Genomic DNA, 19,766 nt, shown 5'->3' with positions numbered 1-19,766 from the left:
ACCATTCTATTAAAAGGTTAGATTGACACCAAAATTGATTACTCTTACAGATGGGTATTGTAACCCCGTATTTAACTGCGTTTCGGGGTCTATACCAATATCTGTTGTATTGTCGATAGTAAACAGGTTCAAGGCATTTATATATATTCTCGCATTTCCCATCTTCGAGCGCCGAAGCCATTTATCGGGTAGGCTATAACCTAAAACCAAGTCGCGTAAACGTACGTATGAAGTATTTCTGAACCAGTAATCTGAGGCCCTTTGATTGCTCTCATTGTTGGTTTTTTTGAGTGCCGGATAGGTACCAGGCACCCAGGGGCTGGAAGGGTCAAAGATGTCTTCGTGATGCCAGCGGTCGTTCAGAAGATAGTCGGGGAGTTTGCATCGTTCTGAAAGGGGTTTTTAATTTCAGCAGCCCTGCCACGGCTTTGCATAGTAGCTCCTGCAAAATTTATGGCAAGATCGAATCCTTTAAAACGCCCGCCCAGGTTGAGACCGAAATTGAGATAAGGTAAGTTCCCTTCGCCATAACCGGTAGGCCTCTCATCCAAACCGTCAATCACTCCATCGCCATTCTGATCTTTATATATAAAATCTCCCGGTAAAAGGGTCGTATTGTTCTGACCATCTATATCAACCGGGTAATTGGCTATTTGTTCCACCGATTGAAACTGACCTATATATTCGTAACCCCATTGAATATTAGCCCACCGGTTTTCAATCGAATTGCGGTAATGATCTACTGAATTTGCAAACCTGGGCTTATATGAATACCAGTTTTTTAAACGGGCCAAAGTAGCATTAGCGCCTACAGTAAAATTAAAGGGTCCACTCTTGCCGTTATAGTTTAGTGATATCTCCATGCCTTGCGTAAAGTTTGCGTTGAGATTTTCCTGCGGCAGGCCAAAACCTACTTCAACAGGTACTAATACATCATATCTCGAAGCTGGTATACCCGTTAGTTCGCGTCTGAACACCTCTAACGAACCGCCAAATTTTCCTTTCCACAAAGTGAAATCGAGACCGATATTACTGATTGAACTTTTGATCCAGGTTAAAGTAGTAATCGGTAATCCTCTCGCGGCGATACCCGTCAGCAACTGGTCGTCGAGGAAAGCATTTCCCGCACCAAAATTGTAGCCACTCAGGTAAGCAAAAGCTCCTATATCCGGCTCCAGTCCGGTTTCACCATAAGACGCACGTAGTTTAAGCTCTGTAAGAACTTCAGTAATTTTTGACCGCTTCATGAATGCTTCCTCAGTAATACGCCATCCGGCGGTAACAAAAGGAAATAAACCCCATCTATGTTCTTCCGGAAAACGCCAGGATCCATCATAACGGGCGCCTAACTCCACCAGATATTTTTCGTTGAAATTGTAATTTCCCCGGAAAAAGAAACCCGCTCTTGCAGATTCATCTGCCCTATCGGTAATATCTCTGAATTCGTCTGGCTGATTAATGATATCGATAAAATTGCTGAGCGGTTGAGAGCGTACCCAAAATAATTTATCCATACGCTCTTTGGTCTCCACACCACCTGTAGCCCGGATAGAATGCAGCCCGATCTTACCATTGTAGTTTAATTGCAGCCGCATAACGTTATCTGTAATATGCCCATTATCCTTGGTACGGAAAGGATTTCTCTGGCCGCCTGTTACCTGATACGTATTATCAGCACTGTTATACTCATAAGTATTGTAAGTTTTTTCAGAAATATCTCTCAGCAAGGTATTGTAGAAATATGAATACATACCTACAGCCGTTAAACCTTTAACAGGTGTTTTATATTCCAGGTCGAAAGTGGTTTGCAGGGTTCGATTTACCTGGTCAAAATAACCGGATAAAGGAAACACTGCATAATTAGTTGCAAAATTGGTGGTTGTGGCCGGGTATTGAGGATTGTTATTGGCGTAAGGATACTCAATAGGCAGATTTCTAAACTGCCCCAGCAAGGCTTGAAAATAATCATCTTCGCCCGGCAGCCCCAGCCTGGTCTCATTTTCAATCTTCCCGTTTATTTTAACGCCTAAGCGAATGCGCTGTCCAATACGGGTATCGATATTGGCCTGAAGATTGGTTCGTTTAAAATTATAACCATCAAAAACCGCATCCTGGTTCAATCTGCCCAGCGACAGGTAATAGCTTGTTTTTTGTGATCCGCCGGTGGTGTTTACATTCAGATAAGTTTGAGGGGCGTAATCCTTTACGTAGCTTGACCAATCAAAGCCTTCGTAACCTGCACCTCCCTCCTGCCACTTGTTAACTTCTTCCCTTGTCCATACGCTGCTGCCGTTCTGATTGATATCGGCCTCAGCCTGGGCCCTCACATAATCTGCGGAACTGGCTGGTTTGGGGAAACGTGTCAGGCTTTGAAAGCCCTGGTACATATTAAAGTTCACCTTATTTTCTTTATTAATACCACCATTTTTTGTAGTCACCAGTACTACACCGTTGGACGCCTGTAAGCCATAAATAGCCGCTGACCCATCTTTTAAAACAGACAGGGTTTCTATGTCCTCCGGATTCAGGTTATTGAATTGATCTTCACCTGAAGGCACGCCATCTATTACAAACAACGGCGTTCCCAGGTTCCTTATCTGCAATCTTGCATTGGCTCCGGGTCTGCCATCCGGCACCCTTGTGTTTACCCCGGCTATCTTTCCAATCAAAGCCTGCGATACAGTAGGAACAGAGCTCACCGTTAGTTCTTTAGATGTAACGGTAGATATAGAGCTGGTCACATCCCGGCGCTTTTGCTCTCCGTAAGCTACTATTATCACTTCATTCATCGACTGAGATGCACCCTCTAAAACAATGCTGATCTGCGTTCTGCTATTTACCGGCACTTCCTGTGTAACGTAGCCAACACTGCTAAAAACCAGCACATCCTTGGCCCCGGCTTTAACGGTATAGCCTCCGTCATTGCGGCTTATTGCAGAAGCAAATTTTTCTTTAACAGCAACCGTTACCGCCGGAACGGGTTCTCCTTGTGCATCGGTAATTACTCCAACCACCAGGCTGTCGGGTGTCTGCACTGCGGATATAGTTACTGCAGCAGCGTACCCGTTTTTTGTCCATACTAAAAAAGGAAGAGCATGAATCCAGAAAATACTGTATACAATTTCATAAAAGATGGAAATTATAAGATAGAAGATATAACAAGCTATTGGCCGTCAAAAAAGCTATTTTGGTTTAGCCAAAGCACAATATTATTTAAATAAGCCTTCGCTCACTTGTTCAATATTTCGACATTTTGTATCACATAGTAAAGATTTATAAAAAGGATTACCGGCTCTCGGCAACCGGTTCTGTCGCCTGTATTCATTTGATGGACGATTGAATATTTCTTCGCCTGAGCCGTAACAATACTATACTGCAAAGAAGCTTCAACAGGCTTTCAATACACCCGGGTTATATCCCGCCCTAAGACTTTTATGCACAGAAACATAAGCCCTTTATGCATTGCCGCACAACTACTTCGAGCACAGCAAATCGTTTATTAACGGGAACTGGCTTTTGAAACGTACCGGTACTCAACGATCAGCAGCGAGCGTCAATACTAGTAATATCAAACAGTTTAAGAGATAAGTGTGTGTGTGTGTGTGTATGTTACTTAGCCTCGATCGGGCTACAACAGCTGGTCATGCCGTCTTTAAAAGTTAAAATGAGTAGATGTTCTAAAATCCGGCAACAACCTGATTTTTTTCAGATGAAGAACTTAAGTACAGTGAATAGTACATTATGATAATTTAGAGCGTTAAAAAGCAGACAAAGGTTCGCGCTATTAGTCTACATTATTAGTAGACAAATGTATAGAATCTTATTAATCCAAAAAATTTTTTTGCCTCTTTTATTCTCCGCTCATGCTACAAAAGCAGGTTGATAACCTGCATACCAGGGTGGTTTACCTTGTATATTCCTGATGACTACTTTCATTTTGCTCGTTATATGATAAGAGCGAAGATTGATCAGGTAAAAGAATTCCTCCTGCTTGGAAAATTCAGAACCATGTATAGCTCCCAGCACTCCGCCCTTTTCTTTATTCTCCCATTCTGGCTCAGCAATGGCATGACCAGTAGCCTGCCCTTCGTTTCACCACTGTCTGCAACCATGTACATCACAGCGTTTAAACTGAGTTGTACAATTAGTACATAATTATACTATAAAATAGCTTCACGCATAAGATTATACTATGTTTCATCGATTTTCAAAATCAAAATCAAATAAATAGTATAAAAAACTTCTAAATTTATATTTATGGCATATAATTTGGAATAAAATAGTACTTAAATAAACTAATATTTCAACATTAAGTACTTTTTAAAACTATTTTCAAACCCTAATTTTAAGCAACATGAACACAATTTTAAAGATTGCCTTACTGACAGCCATTCCTGCTCTCGCCCTCACTTCTTGCGGGAAGGATGACGACGGTATGATGCCAGACAATTCAAAAAGTATTACAGCTCTTGTTAGTGAGAATCCCAATCTTTCTTTATTAAAGGTCGCAGTAATAAGAGCCGGACTAGCAGAAACCTTATCAGCTAAAGGTACTTTTACCGTCTTCGCGCCGGATAATGCCGCTTTCCAGGCAGCAGGCCTGGGCACTGAGGCTGCGATTAATGCTATTGCAGCAGAGGATCTGAAAAAATTATTTTATACCATGCCCTTCCCGAAAAGTATGCATCCGGTACTATTCCCTCTGCCACAACAGAGTTAAATACTGTTGCTGGTGTAAAAACCTATGTAACCAAAAATTCCGGTGGCGTATTTGTCAACGGCTCGAAGGTCACTACTGCAGATGTCAATGCCAATAACGGTATAGTACACATAATTAATAAGGTTTTGATGCCCCCTTCTGCTAATATTGTGCAGGCAGCGCAGGCGAACGCCAATCTGTCCTTCCTGGTAGCAGCAGTGGTAAGGGCAAGTACAGGTACTACCAATGTAGCGGCGGCACTGTCTGCGGCTGGACCACTTACCGTATTTGCGCCTACAAATGCTGCATTTCAGGCAGCGGGTTTTGCAACCATTGCTGATATACAAGCGGCTAATGCGAATACATTAGCAAGTATTCTGACTTATCACGTCATAGCAGCGAGGGTTTTCTCATCAGATCTCACGGAAGGCGCTATGCCCACAACCCTGAATGGTGGCAAACTGACTATCACTCTGGCCGGCGGCGCTAAAGTAAAAGGCAACGGTAACTCGGCTGCCTCCGCTATAACAGCCACTGATATGGTTACAACAAATGGTGTGGTGCATGTGATTGACCGCGTATTAATGCCCTAGATGAGTGTAGGATTGAGGATTAAAGTTCCGTCAAAGGTTTTTGGCGGAACTTTTTATTTGATAGCTGTTGCAATGCTGTCAAGCTTGGTTCGCATATCGCCGAAGGCCTCTCATGTTTAATTTTACAAGCTACCATACGCACTTGCTCATCTGCGCTTTATTTGAAGAATCAGTTTGATAACATGAAGTACAGCATCCTAACTAGGCAAGTCAAAGCAATGGTGCCATTCCAGGATCACTAAAAGCGCCTACTTTTTAAATGCTGCACAACAGAAAGGTAAACTTGATTCTAGGCGTCTTCCACGTTTAATGGAAACTCAAAGACCAAAGACATTACCCTAAATTTGTATCCCACAATAGTACAGATTTCACCAATGGATAAGTATTCGCTGTAACCTATGCACTTTAGACACCCTCTGCCGACTCCAAACCCATAACCTGATAAAACTGCCATCAACATCGAATTACGAACTCTTGTTAAAACCTTCTTTGTAAAAAAATAATATTACCCTTTAAAAATGAGTACATTTATGCTTAAGTTTTATGGAAGAAAAAGAAATAACCATATATGATATAGCCAGGGAATTAGATCTGGCTTCTTCAACAATCAGCCGTGCTTTAAAAAATGATCCTAAGGTTAAGCTTAAAACACGCAACAAAGTTCACCAGATGGCGCAAAAAATGGGGTATCAAAGTAACCCCTTTGCCCGTAGCCTGAGGAATAAGAGGAGTTTTTTGATTGGTGTTATCGTGCCCAGACTAACCAATCATTTTGTATCGTCTGCTATATCGGGAATTGAAAACACACTAAGTACCAAGGGGTACAATATCATTATTGGCCAAAGCTATGGGCAAACTGATAAAGAGATTTCAGCCTTAAAAATGTTAATGGACAACAGGGTTGACGGGCTTTTGATATCGTTAGCAGACTATGCGACAAGTCTTGAGCACATTGATCAGTCAACCAGAAAAAAATACCCTTAATATTCTTCGATCATGTGCCGGATCTAACGGATAATTCGGTTATTGTGATAGATCATGCGCAGGCAGCTTATCTTGCTACCAAACATTTGATAGAAGCAGGCTGCAAAAAGATAGCCCATGTAACCACCCATGTGAATCACAGTATTTATGCAGAAAAATATGCCGGCTACAAAAAAGCACTTTTGGAGAGTGATAAGAAATTAAAAGAAGAACTGCTGATATTTGAAGATTTAAGCAGTATAGAATCGGGTAAGAATGTTGCCGCTCATATTTTAAAAATGAATAAGCGGCCGGACGGACTATTCTTCGAAAATGACAGTTCCGCAGCTGGTTGTATAGCCAGTCTGAAAAAGCAGGGCTCAATATTCCGAAGGATATAGCAATAGTTGGTTTCAACGATGAGCCAATCGCATCACTTTTAGACCCTAATATTTCAAGTGTTACTTACTCAGCGTATGAGATAGGCCGGGTAGCTGCACAAAATATCCTGCTTCAGATTGAAAACCCCCAAATGCCGAAGATCTCTAAAACTGTTTTACCAGCCCGTTTGATTGTGAGAGAATCCTCTTCACGATGATCTTTCTTCTCCTGTAGGGCTCATTAAACGGAAAAATCTCAGTATTTCAACTTACAAAACGGTCATTATGTTGATTTTTTATCAGATCCTAATCGGCAGGCAATGCAGGTTCGATTATCGTCGTCTTGCTTTCAACTGAAAAATTTCGATTACTGATTTGCTCCACCAAAAGGTTGAGTGCTGTAGAACCGGCCAATTCTTTACGGAAGTCTATCGAGCGCAAATCGGGTTCGACTATCTGACAGAATGATTCATTGCCAAAACCTATAATGGTCGTTTTAACAGGGAGGTTGACACCTGCTTTCTTGAGGAACTTAATAAATCCTGCGGCTACCCAATCATTCGTAACAAATATCCCATCAGGTAATGCTTCAGTTTTGAACATTTGTGCTGCAATCTCTATTCCCGCTTCTATTGTGCTCTCCCTAACGACCCATGGCTCCGGCAAGGCCTGCCCTGATTTTTTCATGGCATCTCGATACCCCAGGTATTTTTCCAGATCGGACGCTGTATTGGTTAATGCAGATGTAACCATCATGATTTTCTGACAACCCTGATCGATTAAATAATTTACAGCCAGCTGTCCTCCTTTTCTGTAGTCAATGCTAACACATTGATATCGACCCGGATTTTCCACATTACCCACTATAACAGCGGGTTTGCCCAGTTCGTCTAAATAGTTCAGGTCAACTTTTGCCTGGTCTGAGTAACAGGCAATAAATCCGTCAAAATTATCCAGGCCAGTCCGGAGAGACTCTTTGCCCAATACATTTAAAATAGCAATCTCATAACCAACTTCAGCTGCTATGGCTTCTACTCCGGAAATGATCTTGTTGATATGAGGATCTGATAAGCTTTCAATCAATACCGCTATTCTGGCAGGCACTGAAACCGATCGCGTATCACAAGTAGTATTTCCAATCTGGATCGCGTTGGCAGAAAAAGCGGGTCGGCGACTTCTTGTGCGCAGCGCAGCGTGAAATGCCGGACTGCCATCGTTGTTACTTTCACCTAAAACGTTTTTCAGTAGATCGAAAACCGCAATTTTGGGCTGTTGAGTGGATACACTTTTATAAGGCACTTTGAATCGTTTATTGAAAACAAAAGTGCAAGCCAAAGCCCAATAACTTAAGAACTCATGTTGAAAAGATTGTAACGCATGTTGATTTTATGCAAAACAGCCTTAGAAATCAATCTATTGACCATATTGACTCGGTGAAACACCGAATTTCTCCTGGAAGCTTTTGGAAAAATAAGAAATACTGGCAAACCCAACTTCCTCAGCCACCTGCCCCACTATCGCATTTGGGTGCATCAGCAATTCGGCGGCTCTATTTAGACGAATCGTTTTTATAAAATCGCGCGGAGATTGGCCGGTCAGGGCCATTAATTTCCTGTAAAGGCCCGTTCGATCCATATGCATGTCAGCACTGAACTTCTCCACTGTATAGTCTGTATTAGACAGGTTCTGGTTAACACAATTGACAGCACGCTCCAACAGGTCTCTATCAAGGGAATTGGTAGTAAGACCTTCAGACTGTACATTTTTTCCGGTACTGAACATTTTCTGCCGGTCTAAAAATAGCTGCATCAACTTACGGATACGTAACTTGAGCATTTCCATATCGAAAGGTTTTACCAGGTAAGCATCTGCGCCTGCATCATACCCCTCATATTGAGCGTCATCGGATGCGCGTGCCGTAAGCATAATAACAGGTGTATGCGATATATTAATATTTCCTCTTATAGCTAAACATAAATCGATTCCGTTCATTTCCGGCATCATCATATCTGTGATGATCAGATCTGGCTGGCGTTCAATCGCGAGCTCCAATCCTCTCTTACCATTATTGGCTGTGAAAACGGTATAATAACTTCCTAATTCGGCCTCCAGGAACTCCAATAATGAGGCATTGTCTTCTACAATAAGAACAGACTTCCTGGTATTTGATCCGTTTTCATCGGTCTTATATTCCATCCTCCCAACATTTAGAACAACTTTTAAAACTGTCGAGTACAATGCGTCGTCAACAACCTCAACATAACCTTCGTGTAATTCTGCATATTTCTTAACCAGGTAGAGTCCTATACCACTTCCTGTTTGGGCTTCATCCTGGTTATGCGCTTTGTAAAACCGGTCGAAGACCGCTTCTTTTTCTGAGTCAGGAATACCTACACCTGTATCAGCCACGGTTATCACCAATTCATCTTTACCTTCCATAAACGCCTTCAAAACAATGCTGCCTCCGCCAGGAGTAAATTTAAACGCATTAGCAAGCAGGTTCATCACCATGCGGGTAACCTTTTTCTTGTCCAGCCAAACGCCCGCTGTATCGGCCACACTGACTTCGAAGGCAATTTGCTTTTCTACAGCCAACTGATCGTAATTTAAAGCCAACTCGGACAGGAATGACAGGTCTTCAATATAGCTTACATGAAGCAGTTCACCGGACTCATCGATCTTTTTGAATTCCAGCAGCTGGTTGACTGTGTCCAGTAAGAGATCGGCATTACTTTCTATACGTCGCAGATTATCTTTGACCTCTATATCTGACACTTTTTGGATCAAAGTCCGAAGCGGCGTTATAATTAAGGTCAGAGGTGTTCTGAGATCGTGGCTGATATTGGTTAGAAATCTTGACTTTTCCCGTTCAATCGCTTCCGCTTGCTGCTGTAATCTGATCTTTTGCTGTCTTGTATTATACATTTTAACCAGCCAGTACAATGAAATAGTTACCAGAAGTAAATAAAATACTTTTGCATAAACTGTTGCCCAGATAGGTGGTCGAATAGAAATAATCAATTCCCTGGCAGCTACAGGCCAATGAACGCCGTCGAAACTAGCCATTACAGCAAATTTATATTCACCCGGCGGCAGATTAGTATAATTAGCTTCACCCAAATGTTGTCCCGGCATTTCCTCCCTCCATTGCTTATCTACACCCGATAGCTGGTACCTGAAATAGGTTTTTCCCGGATTTACATAATTCAACCCGGAAAACTGGATGCTGATAAAATTCTGATGATGATTTAAAGTAATTTGACCAGTTTGAGACAGGGGCCCCGTTAATAACACTTTCCCATCATACAGCACATTTTCTTCAACTGGTCTACCAAATAGCTTCAGGTTGAAGATCGTAACCGGAATGTCGGGTATGCCAGCCTGAACGGAATGCTTCAAATAATTCAACCCATCCAAATTGCCAAAATAAAGTTGATTGTTGTTCGACAAATAACTAGCTCTTCCTACAAAAGCGTGTTTACTAATGCCGTCATTTTCATTATAATTATGTATGGTAAACTGGTAATCTGTACCCAGGTGCTTCTTCTCTATACGACTGATCCCCTTTGAGGTGGTAACCCAAACGGAATGGTCTGCATCCTGTATAATGGCCTTAACGCTGTTGTTTACGAGCCCTTCAGAAGTACCTATTTTGTACATGTGCCTCTTTACCGGATCCCATACATATAGTCCTCCATAAGTCCCCAACCATAAAAGGCCTTCTTTATCGGCAAATAAACAAACTAAAACACGTACATCGGGTGGCAAACCTGCAGGCATATACCTGTGGTCTTCGTAGGCATACTTAAGTGTCTTTTTTGACGCATCAATGAAAAACAAGCCATTATTACAGAAGCCTGTCCAATATCCATTCCAGTTAATAACCTGTCTTATATCCGGTAAAATATTTTGAGCAAACAAGGTTTCTACGCTTTTCGAAGCTTCATCAAATTGCAACAATCCGTGATTGGACGTACCGATAACCAATGTTCCGGCTACTGGCTCCATAATGCTATAAGGATATACATCGAGCACTTTTGACACAGAACCATTGGGTTGCATCGAATACAAACCATCTTCCGCGCCAATCCAGACAATGCCAGATGCGCTTTTGAACATAGAATGACATCTCAGCCCCGCAACCATTAATCTGATTTTTGAATGGTTTGCCTGGTCTACATCTTCGGTGTAAATGCCATTTAAAGTACCGATCAGCAACCTGCCCGACAGTTCTTCAAAGCAGAATACTTTGAGATCATCTGTCCCCTTAAATTCAAAAAAGAGGAATTGAACCCCGAAAAGCTGAATCTATACGGGTTGTAATAATATAACCCTTTGTTGGTGCTCATCCATACCCCTTCCTGGTTATCGCAAAAAACATTAGCGATGCCACTATGTATCTGCTGCCCGTCGTTAAGTAAAATCCCCGAAAAGAATTGTCCCGAACTACCATCAGCTTTGAAATGCCAATACCCATCTGTACCTGCTACCCATAGCCCGCCAATTTTGTCGAACGTCAGGTGGCTGATTCTTTGTTGGGGAGTGCTGATCACCGTAGACTGTTGCCGGGTTTGGCTATCAAACTTCACAAGACTGCAACCGCCCCGGTAATCATCTGTTACAAGGAACAAGAACTGCCCGGACATAATAGTGAAATTCACCCAGGAAGTGACTTCCTTTTTCTCATTGATATCAACAGTATACAGCTCTTTAAAAGTAGCCCGTGTAAAACATTTGATCAATCCGGATCTGTAAATAATAAAGAATTTATCGCCCGAACTGGTTACATTATTTACAATGTCATTAGAACGGTAAATTTTGAATGCCGGCAATGCCAGCCTTACTTGGCGGATACTGCGATCATAGCAATACAACTCATCTTTAACGGACAGTAACCAGATATTTTTTTGTTCATCCAGGAAAATATTTTTAGGCTTTTCAGAAAAACCTAATTCCTGTAACAGCTTACCCGGGTTTTCCTCATATTTCTCTGATGCAATATTTATTATGCTTAGACTTCTCTGATTTTTGATCCATACACGATGATCATCAACATAGGAAAAATGATTATTGGTGTAATCATTTACCGGCAGAAAATTAACCGTATCAAGCGGGATATTTTTTACAGATCCTACATTATATAAATTAGTAGAACTTTCGGTTAATATAATCAACCTGCCATCTGGTAACTGATTAACCAACCTTATCTGATCTTCATTCAGCTCTGCCCTGCGCTCAAAAGGAGAAAAAACAAATTGCTGTGCAAAACAGGGACGGCACAATACCAGGCTTAAAGCAAAAATCAGAATAGATCTGATAAGCAGTATTGATTTCATATTTATGATACCAAAAAACTTAAACGGTTGATTTGACAATTTTTTCTATTAAAAAGGCTCCACACAAAAGTAACAGATATGAATACAGTAAAGTATCATTAATGATTTTAATAAAAAAACAGTTTGATGGCCTACTGAACGCAGCGTCGATGTATTATACGCATATGCATTATATAAAAGGGCGGATGATTAGACAATCGCCGCCCGTTTGCTTTGCTATATGAAAATATTTATTTATAAGTTGCTATACGCCAAGAATAGTCATCGGCGAGCCCGACAAAGCGAACACTTCATCGATCTATCCCTCTGAATTTAGTATTACGTTATAAGTTTTTACCACACCTTTATAATCAAACTTTACAATGGCTTTTCCTGAAGCTGATTCAGGTTGCGTAACCGTTACCTTCACTGAGCGATTATCAGACGACGCCGTAACTTTGGGCACTACTGTTGTCCCGGGTGGAACTTTATACGTTGTTTCGTAGATATCGTATCCCATAATACCGTTAGCATTGGTAGATCGAACAGGTGTTGCAGGCAGATCAATATGCTTTCCATTAACAGCAATTTTAACAACCGGAACCGCGGGGCGATTTATTTTTCTTTTTATTGGTACTAAATCCAAGGCCCGTCAGATCAAAAAGCTCACCTGTCACCTCTCCCTCTGCCACCAGGTAAATAGCATGTTTTTTATCCAGATGGTCTACGTGTTTGGCCACATCTATAGTAAATTGTGTTATCTCCTGCTTTGCATTGGCGGGCACTATTATTTCTCCGATTTTTTTGCCTTTCCAGGTAGCATTATCCCATGGGCCGTCTAACCAAACGTTTACCTTAAAGCTTGAGGTTGTTTTGGGTGTAAGAAACAGGTTGAATGCCGTTTGATTGCCAGCCTTAGTGCCTTCGAAGGCTTTCAATCCGTTCTTATCCTGTGGTAGTCCACCAAATCCGAAATATTTATAACCTATAATGTTGCCGTTTTTAACTTTATCAACCGGCATGTGATTGTCCCATATATCCCAGGAGTCCTGCTGAAGCCCAACATTAGAAAGATAGCAGGCATAACCTGCAGAGTAATACTGGTAAGGATTAAGGCCGTAAAAATGAAAGCCCTCAGAAGTCACTTCCGCGCCTTTATACTCGCGGCCCTCGTTATCTTTTGCAGTCCAGATATTGTCTTCTGTATAAGGATCATAAGCCCTTACGGCTACTGCGCCGCCATCAGCCACTTTGCGTTCATCCCATGTAACGGTTACCGGAGCCACCATCGCCTGGCGTGCAAAACCAAATCCTCTGGGCGGGCGATGATAAAATACATACCATTGCCCATTGATATCCTGTAAGCTTCCATGGGTATTATGCCCCGCATTGGTTCCCTGTATAGCCGTACCATCCTGGTTAAGCACGGGAGCGCGGGAATCTACCAAAACCCCTCCGCTCTTCCACGGACCTAAAGGTGAGTCGGCATAAGCATAACGTAATGTAGAATTGGAACTTCCCATACCGTAATCAGGTCCGGAATAGCCGCTATAAACGGTAACAAATTTATTCCCCACTTTGCGAATGGAAGATGCCTCAAAGAAATTAAAGGTCCCCAGGTCTTCACCGGGAAATATATGCGGATACTGCGTACCTGCAGGCTCGCGCAACGGCCCGCCATAGCGTACACTTGCCGGCAAAAAGGTCTGAAAATGGTAGTGCCCGGTCTAAGCGAATACATGGTATTCTGATCTAACTGCGCAGCCGATGACCCCTGAAAACCCCAGTAACCATAAGCCCTGAAGCCAATTTCATAGTCGGGATCTTTCGGATCGTTGATATACTCAACATATATCGCCGGGTCGAATCCCAAAATACTTCCCGGAACGGTGCTTTTACCATCAGGAGTTAAATTCACCGGAGTAAAAGGCCCGTCCGGACGGCTCCCTTTGCTACCATAGCTTCCCTGTTGCGGCCGCGGCTGTGTGGGTAGAGATAATATTCTTTAGTACCATTTTTTCGCTTCACTTCAACGAGGTCAGGAGCGTACATCACGTCCCATTGACCGTCGATGAGGTAGGTAAAAGCCGGCCCTTCATCCCGCCAGCTGGTTAAGTCTTCTGTTGGGGCTGACCAAATCCTGATATCCGGTCCGCAGTAGCTGCTTACCCTAAGATCATGCGAACCAATAATATACGCACGATACTTACCGGGCTTATCCGGGTCTTCAAATACTCTCGGTTCACCGTCAGGCAGATGTTCCCACAAAGGCAAATAAGGATTTCCTGCAGCTTTATGCACGAACCTCGATGCCACGTTTTGGGAAGCGGCCGCTTTTTGACCCTGAGTTTGCATCACCGATAATAATGCAACTGTGGCAAGGATAAAATCTGCAGCTGGCTTTCTTAATCGAAATTTTAATCTTTTCATATTTTTTATATCGTGTTACGCTGATCTTTAATGCATGGTGCTCTTTACACAGCACCAACCTCAACATAATTGCCGGTAACCGGGCCTATCTGCGTATGTTACTATCCAACTACCCGCAAGTAAACTGGTATGTTTTACCCACACTTTAATTGTAATAGAGACAAATAAAGATAACTAAAAATGCAATCGATTTCATTTTTAGTTAAAATTCTTCTTCTTTTCATACTTGTTTATCGCGGACGTTGCATGATGATTAGATTTACGGGGGCAAGACGCTTATATATCCTCCCTATTTTCCAGGTTATCTTTAACATGCTGCAACACATTCCTATTTCAGAAATCTCCAATAATCAAAGTACATCAGGTTGATCGCTGCTTTACCTCTGATGACAAAATACACATCATGAAGGCCTTTTATTTTTTGATCCAGCTTCAGATCTGTAAGTGCCCAGCGATCATTGCCCCCGGTCATCGGTATCTTCAATGTCCCGGCTAATGGGCCATCCGGTTTATCAAGCCGGATTTCCAATGTAACACCGCCGTTGTGCGTGGTGCCCACTCTCGCTGAAAATAAAGAAGCTCCGCTCGTACCAAAATCAGCATTTTTGATGCTGGTATAAGCCCCATCCTTTACTGCGGTAACAAAAACACCTACTTTACTATTCTGGCCGGCTTTAACCCCTCTGACCAGGAGATCGTTTCTGCCTGCACCATTTGGTACGGATTTAGAGTTGCTATAGCGTTAACCCCCGAGGTCATTTTAAAAGGGGTAATTGAGCCATCTTTATTAAACTTTAACTCGTCCACACAAACCGATCGGGTGAAGCCCCCGCCCCCGGGCAGCGCTCCATTATGATAAAAGAAATAGGGTTTACCCCTGAAGTCTATAACACCAGGATGATTGGTGAACGACTTTCCTTCCGCAGGCATGACTATACCTCCGTACTTCCAGGGCCCCTGTGGACTTTTGCTGGTGGAATAACCAATGAATTCAGGCAAAGGACCTCCCGGCCAAAACAGGTAATAAAGACTATTGCGCTTATACAGCCAGGGGCCTTCTTCGTACATTGTTGGCCGCTTAGGATCACCTTCGCGTTTTCCAAAAGCGGCTTCAGTCATCGGTACTTCAACTATATCGCCCGGATAGGAAATCATATCCTCGTTTAATTTCACATATTTAAGCTTAGGATTACCCCAATACATATGCGCCTGTCCATCGTCATCGATGAAGACAGTAGGATCTATATCACCCCATTCGCTCTGTACCAAAGGCTTTCCCAACGGATCATGAAAGGGCCCCAGCGGGCTATCACCTACCGCAACACCAATAGCACCTCGGTTATTGGTTCTTGAAATCATCGGGACATACAAATAAAATTTCCCGTTTTTTCTACGCATTGCGCAGCCCATGCATCACCTTTTCCCCATTCAAAGTCGGAGTAAGATAGAATAACACCGTGATCGGTCCAGTTCGTCATGTCATTGGTTGAATATACCTTCCAGTTATTCATAGTAAACCAGGTTGATGCATCCTCGTCGTGCGTTGTATAAACATACAATCGATCGTTGTAGACCATCGGTGCCGGGTCAGCCGTATACATGGTTTGTATAATCGGATTTTGGGCGCGTATACTCGTTGCCCCCACACACGTTGCGATAGCTACAGTTATTATTTTCTTAGAAAAACTCATCTTCAATTATTTAATTGTATGATCATCAGTTGCCCGAACTTAAATAGACTTTAGCTATCGCTTCTACCAATATCAGGTCCTGTCCTTTACAAAGCTATTTTTTAAACATCCAGTAGTCAAAGTTGAAAAGTTCCCGTCCTGCGGTAATATTCTCTCCTTTAAATACCAGGTACACATCATGAACACCTGTTACGGGAGTAACGACAGTTTCAGTTACGGTTTTCCAATTTTGCCATCCACCTGTACGCGGTATTTTAACAGCCGCCAGCCTGGATCCGCCAATGCTGTCTACCCGTACTTCAAGGATGCCCCCATCAAGTCCTGCAGCCACCGATGCAGAAAAGCTTTTCGGTGCCGCATTACCAAAATCCACTGCCTGCACTTTTATATAACCTCCCGAACGAATCCCCGAAATATAAACACCTGTTTTGGCCATTTCAGATGTTGTGCATTTTTCTGACCAGGCAATAGTCTCTGCTTCTACCCTATTGTACGGATTAAGAGTTCCTACCGGCTGAACACCTTCTTTAGTCATGGATATTTGCGGAATGGTACCGTCTGCATTATACTTAAATTCTTCAATTGCAGAAGAACGGCCGTAGCTTCCACCACCTTTTAATAAACCGGTATGATAAAATAAATACGACCTGCCTTTGAAATCGATTATGCCACCATGATTGGTAAAACTGTTAGTAGGCTGATCCACCATGATCCTTCCCTGGTAGTTCCATGGACCTACAGCTGTCTTGCCGGTTGAGTAGGACAAGGTTTCTTTACCCTTTTCCATACCTGCAAACATCTGGTAATAGATGCCGTTTCTTTTGTAAAACCATGGTCCCTCCACATACATATCCTTGTTGGGTTGTGCCTGAGGCGTTGGCTGATTTCGATTATTATTATTATTATTTCGAGGGCGACGTATGCCACCAAAAGTTTCCATAGTTTGCGGCACTTCAACGATATCGCCCGAATAGGAGATCATATCCTTGTTAAGCTTCACATAATATAAACTGCCATTTCCCCAATACATATAGGCTTGACCATCATCATCGACATACGCGGTAGGGTCAATATTAGACCAGCTGCCGGTAGTAACCAATGGTTTGCCTATTGCATCCTTAAACGGCCCTGCAGGGCTGTCTGCTACAGCAACCCCAATAGCCATATTATTATCTACTGTTTGCGCGCAGATATACCAGTAAAATTTACCATTTCGCTCTAAACACTGCGCCGCCCAGGCTCTGTCTCTAGCCCACGAGAAAGACTCTAATGCAATAGGTACACCATGATCTGTCCAGTTAACCATGTCTTCAGAAGAATATACTCTCCATTTCGTCATGTAATAAAAATCGAAGCCCGGAATATCATCGCCTGTATACATGTACACACGCCCTTTATATACCATGGGTGCAGGATCGGGTGTATAATTGGTTTGTACTACGGGGTTTTGTCCTCCGGCATAAAAAGCGGACAGGCAACCTGCAAGCGAAGCCGCTAATATTCTTTTCATGGATATCATATCAAGGTGATATTTGCAGTTATTTAGCGTAAATAGCTTTTACGGTACTTTCCCCTCTGGGTGAGCTGGAGTTGGTTTCTATAGAGAGCAAGTTGTCTTTAGTGATGCTCCATTTCTCAGTAGACTTAAACTCCATAGACTGCCCGTCCCTTTCAAAATTCATTATAGAAACGATCGTTAAAACTTTACCATCGTCAGACCATTTCGCGGTAGATTTTCTCTTTGATCCCCGAAAGCCTTCAGACTCTACTTCCTTACCATCGAAAGTTAAGGTAACAATATTGCTAACAGGATCGCCACCGTTAAATCCAGGCGTTACTCTGGTAATCGTAATAGCTCCTTCTTTTTGTTCCGTTTTAACAGAAGTGGCTGCCCTGGCAAATTCACCCAACTCACTTTTTTCTCATCCAGTTTCCAGTCTCCTGAGAGTGCTGCACGCTGTGCGAATAAGCTGGAGCTGGCTAATGTTACGATAGTAACAATTAGAATCTGTGTAAATGTTTGTTTCATACAATTGTTATTTTTCTATTAATAAATGAAAATCTGACAGTAAACACCGAGGTAATTATTACTTATTCTCTATCCTGAAATAATCGAAATCGGCAAAGCCGCCCATATGTTTTGTAGCATAGTTAAACAGTCCATAGCGATAGCCCATAAAATGGGGAATAGTATAGGCCATTTTTAAAGTTGTGCCAATAGATGTCCATGTTTTACCATCAAGGCTATAGAAGAAATTCGCGACATCTTTCTTGTTAGTGAAATCGCAGGTAGCCTTTAAGTAAATAACATTTTGCTGCAATGGCACTGTAGCGGCTGTCACCGGTTTGTTATCGCTGGCGTTGATCATTAAAAGTGACTTGTTATCGCCTTCAACCTTTACACCCAGTATACCATAGTTTCTTTGCAGTAATGTGATACCTGCAAAATCACCATCCTTCATATTCGATACATCTATGGAAGTGACACCCGAAGATACAGGGCCGATGGTGCGTTGTGTAAGTGTATTACGCACCTGAAGAAAATTAGTATCCACACGGCCTGTTGTTAACCTTAAATAACCTTTTCGCGCGCTCACTGACCAAAGATCATTTACCGGATTGTGGTTCCACTGCCAAACCAAAGGTAACCGGAGCGCTCCCTTCTTGCGGGTAAACTCATCAGAGGCCACAATGCCGGGTATCAATCCTTTCCCTGCAGGAAGATCCAGGAGCATAGGCACTTTTCCATTTTCATCACCCATCATCGGCCATCCATCCACCCATTTTACAGGAACGAGGTAAGGAATTCTACCTACCGCACCATAATCCTGGAACAGGTAGGCAAACCAGCGGCCATCGGGCGTATCAATTAAACCTCCTTGTGCCACCCCTTTATCCTGTAAACCAATTTTACCTTCCCAGGGGCCGGTAATTTTATCTGCCCGGTGAATAATTACGGAACGTTGTCCACCCGGAGGCCATGAAATATTGAACAGGTAAAACTTATCGCCCACCTTAAATACCTGAGAACCTTCAGCCGGTAAACCGCCGCGTGCGCCTTCTTTGGTTGTTGGCAAGGTGGCATTCTCTATTACTACACGATCGGTTCCTTCTTTTACTCCCGAAAGATCTTCTTTCAATTCAGCCAATCTTAACTTACCGCCTCCATACAACATATAAACTTTACCATCGTCATCAAAAACCAGGGAATGATCATGCATCATGGGTTTAAACTCTATCGCTTTCCAGGGCCCTTTTTCGATGTCCTTTGTGGTATAGATGTAGGTTTTCCCGGTAGTTTGTGCAAAAGTAGATACATAATAAGTGCCTTTATGATAACGAATACTACTTGCCCAGGAACCTCGTCCATAAGTATTTTGGCCGTTATCTAAGTTCATCGCATCTACCCCCACCTTATTAAGTGTGTCGTAACAATATCCAATCAGCTTCCAGTTGACCAGGTCGGTAGATTTCATAATGGGCACACCAGGGCTCATGTGCATAGTAGTACTGCTCATGTAATAATTCTTTCCTACCCGAAGAATGGAAATATCCGGTACATCTGCAAAAATGATGGGATTTTGTGCTTTCTGCACTTGTTGCGCCTGTATACCTGCTACACCTAACAAAAGGAGCAGCAGCGAGCAAAAAAATATGTTTTTTTCATCCTTGTATGGTTAATTTTATTATCCGTT

At 42.5% G+C, this 19,766-nt stretch carries 15 protein-coding genes and 3 pseudogenes; 4 read left to right on the top strand and 14 right to left on the bottom strand.

Translation table 11 applies throughout. The features are described from left to right. Positions 1–9: 9 nt before the first annotated feature. The 3 genes from MKP07_RS26260 to MKP07_RS26250 all read right to left on the bottom strand — a co-directional run bounded on the left by MKP07_RS26260 (position 10) and on the right by MKP07_RS26250 (position 4,026). On the bottom strand, positions 10–312 hold the full coding sequence (locus tag MKP07_RS26260) for a TonB-dependent receptor (RefSeq protein WP_240850216.1): 303 nt from the start codon (positions 310–312) through the stop codon (positions 10–12). A 47-nt stretch (positions 313–359) separates the two neighbouring features. Continuing rightward, positions 360–3,035, bottom strand: a complete 2,676-nt coding sequence (locus MKP07_RS26255) for a SusC/RagA family TonB-linked outer membrane protein (RefSeq protein ID WP_240850215.1) — start codon at positions 3,033–3,035, stop codon at positions 360–362. A gap of 826 nt (positions 3,036–3,861) precedes the next feature. Next, on the bottom strand, positions 3,862–4,026 hold the full coding sequence (locus tag MKP07_RS26250) for a hypothetical protein (RefSeq protein WP_240850213.1): 165 nt from the start codon (positions 4,024–4,026) through the stop codon (positions 3,862–3,864). A gap of 328 nt (positions 4,027–4,354) precedes the next feature. Here MKP07_RS26250 and MKP07_RS26245 point away from each other — a divergent pair. The 4 genes and pseudogenes from MKP07_RS26245 to MKP07_RS26230 all read left to right on the top strand — a co-directional run. Further along, a pseudogene (locus MKP07_RS26245) lies at positions 4,355–4,794 on the top strand (fasciclin domain-containing protein); the annotation flags it as partial. 54 nt (positions 4,795–4,848) lie between these two features. After that, positions 4,849–5,292 carry a fasciclin domain-containing protein gene (locus MKP07_RS26240; RefSeq protein WP_240850211.1) on the top strand — a complete coding sequence of 148 codons (444 nt, stop codon included), beginning with the start codon at positions 4,849–4,851 and terminating at the stop codon, positions 5,290–5,292. 543 nt (positions 5,293–5,835) lie between these two features. Next, complete coding sequence (locus MKP07_RS26235; protein WP_240850210.1) at positions 5,836–6,276, top strand: LacI family DNA-binding transcriptional regulator; 441 nt, start codon at positions 5,836–5,838, stop codon at positions 6,274–6,276. A 14-nt stretch (positions 6,277–6,290) separates the two neighbouring features. Next, positions 6,291–6,853: pseudogene (locus MKP07_RS26230) on the top strand (LacI family DNA-binding transcriptional regulator). 88 nt (positions 6,854–6,941) lie between these two features. Here the strand turns inward: MKP07_RS26230 and MKP07_RS26225 are convergent. From MKP07_RS26225 to MKP07_RS26175, 11 genes and pseudogenes are all read right to left on the bottom strand, one after another. Further along, positions 6,942–7,934 (bottom strand): substrate-binding domain-containing protein, encoded by a 993-nt coding sequence (locus MKP07_RS26225; RefSeq protein WP_240850208.1) that lies wholly within the window; start codon positions 7,932–7,934, stop codon positions 6,942–6,944. 114 nt (positions 7,935–8,048) lie between these two features. Then, the gene (locus MKP07_RS26220; protein ID WP_240850205.1) at positions 8,049–10,853 is read right to left on the bottom strand and encodes a hybrid sensor histidine kinase/response regulator transcription factor; all 2,805 of its coding nucleotides are present in this window, start codon (positions 10,851–10,853) and stop codon (positions 8,049–8,051) included. Next, positions 10,847–11,971 (bottom strand): ligand-binding sensor domain-containing protein, encoded by a 1,125-nt coding sequence (locus MKP07_RS26215; RefSeq protein ID WP_240850203.1) that lies wholly within the window; start codon positions 11,969–11,971, stop codon positions 10,847–10,849. Before MKP07_RS26215 ends, MKP07_RS26220 begins: the two co-directional genes overlap by 7 nt. A gap of 298 nt (positions 11,972–12,269) precedes the next feature. Then, entirely contained in the window at positions 12,270–12,470 is a 201-nt protein-coding gene (locus tag MKP07_RS26210; protein ID WP_240850200.1) for a hypothetical protein, read from the bottom strand. Positions 12,471–12,540: 70 nt separating this feature from the next. Further along, positions 12,541–13,650, bottom strand: coding sequence for a hypothetical protein (locus MKP07_RS26205; RefSeq protein WP_240850198.1), 1,110 nt, complete (start codon positions 13,648–13,650; stop codon positions 12,541–12,543). Between the two features lie 214 nt (positions 13,651–13,864). After that, positions 13,865–14,380 (bottom strand): glycoside hydrolase family protein, encoded by a 516-nt coding sequence (locus MKP07_RS26200; RefSeq protein WP_240850197.1) that lies wholly within the window; start codon positions 14,378–14,380, stop codon positions 13,865–13,867. 328 nt (positions 14,381–14,708) lie between these two features. Continuing rightward, positions 14,709–14,990: a carbohydrate-binding protein gene (locus MKP07_RS26195; RefSeq protein ID WP_240851082.1), complete on the bottom strand. Its 282-nt coding sequence runs from the start codon at positions 14,988–14,990 to the stop codon at positions 14,709–14,711. Between the two features lie 41 nt (positions 14,991–15,031). Beyond that, a pseudogene (locus tag MKP07_RS26190) lies at positions 15,032–15,957 on the bottom strand (glycoside hydrolase family 43 protein). A 208-nt stretch (positions 15,958–16,165) separates the two neighbouring features. Beyond that, positions 16,166–17,581: a glycoside hydrolase family 43 protein gene (locus MKP07_RS26185; RefSeq protein WP_240850195.1), complete on the bottom strand. Its 1,416-nt coding sequence runs from the start codon at positions 17,579–17,581 to the stop codon at positions 16,166–16,168. 28 nt (positions 17,582–17,609) lie between these two features. Then, a complete protein-coding gene (locus MKP07_RS26180) occupies positions 17,610–17,981 on the bottom strand; it encodes a hypothetical protein (protein ID WP_240850193.1) in 372 nt (123 codons plus the stop codon). Between the two features lie 177 nt (positions 17,982–18,158). Continuing rightward, positions 18,159–19,667, bottom strand: a complete 1,509-nt coding sequence (locus tag MKP07_RS26175; protein WP_240850191.1) for a glycoside hydrolase family 43 protein — start codon at positions 19,665–19,667, stop codon at positions 18,159–18,161. Positions 19,668–19,766: the final 99 nt, after the last annotated feature.

Origin of the sequence: Paraniabella hibiscisoli (assembly GCF_022512515.1) — a bacterium.
GTDB classification, from domain to species: Bacteria; Bacteroidota; Bacteroidia; order Chitinophagales; family Chitinophagaceae; genus Niabella; species Niabella hibiscisoli.
The sequence above is the reverse complement of the archived record's forward strand: the minus strand, read 5'-3'. Positions and strand labels throughout refer to the sequence as shown.

Bases quoted from the DNA above. Each gene is read 5' to 3' on its own strand.
- MKP07_RS26240 (WP_240850211.1), top strand. From the start codon at position 4,849: ATGCCCCCTTCTGCTAATATTGTGCAGGCAGCGCAGGCGAACGCCAAT.
- MKP07_RS26235 (WP_240850210.1), top strand. From the start codon at position 5,836: ATGGAAGAAAAAGAAATAACCATATATGATATAGCCAGGGAATTAGAT.
- MKP07_RS26215 (WP_240850203.1), bottom strand. From the start codon at position 11,971: ATGAAATCAATACTGCTTATCAGATCTATTCTGATTTTTGCTTTAAGC.
- MKP07_RS26210 (WP_240850200.1), bottom strand. From the start codon at position 12,470: ATGGGATACGATATCTACGAAACAACGTATAAAGTTCCACCCGGGACA.
- MKP07_RS26200 (WP_240850197.1), bottom strand. From the start codon at position 14,380: ATGAAAAGATTAAAATTTCGATTAAGAAAGCCAGCTGCAGATTTTATC.
- MKP07_RS26185 (WP_240850195.1), bottom strand. From the start codon at position 17,581: ATGAAAAGAATATTAGCGGCTTCGCTTGCAGGTTGCCTGTCCGCTTTT.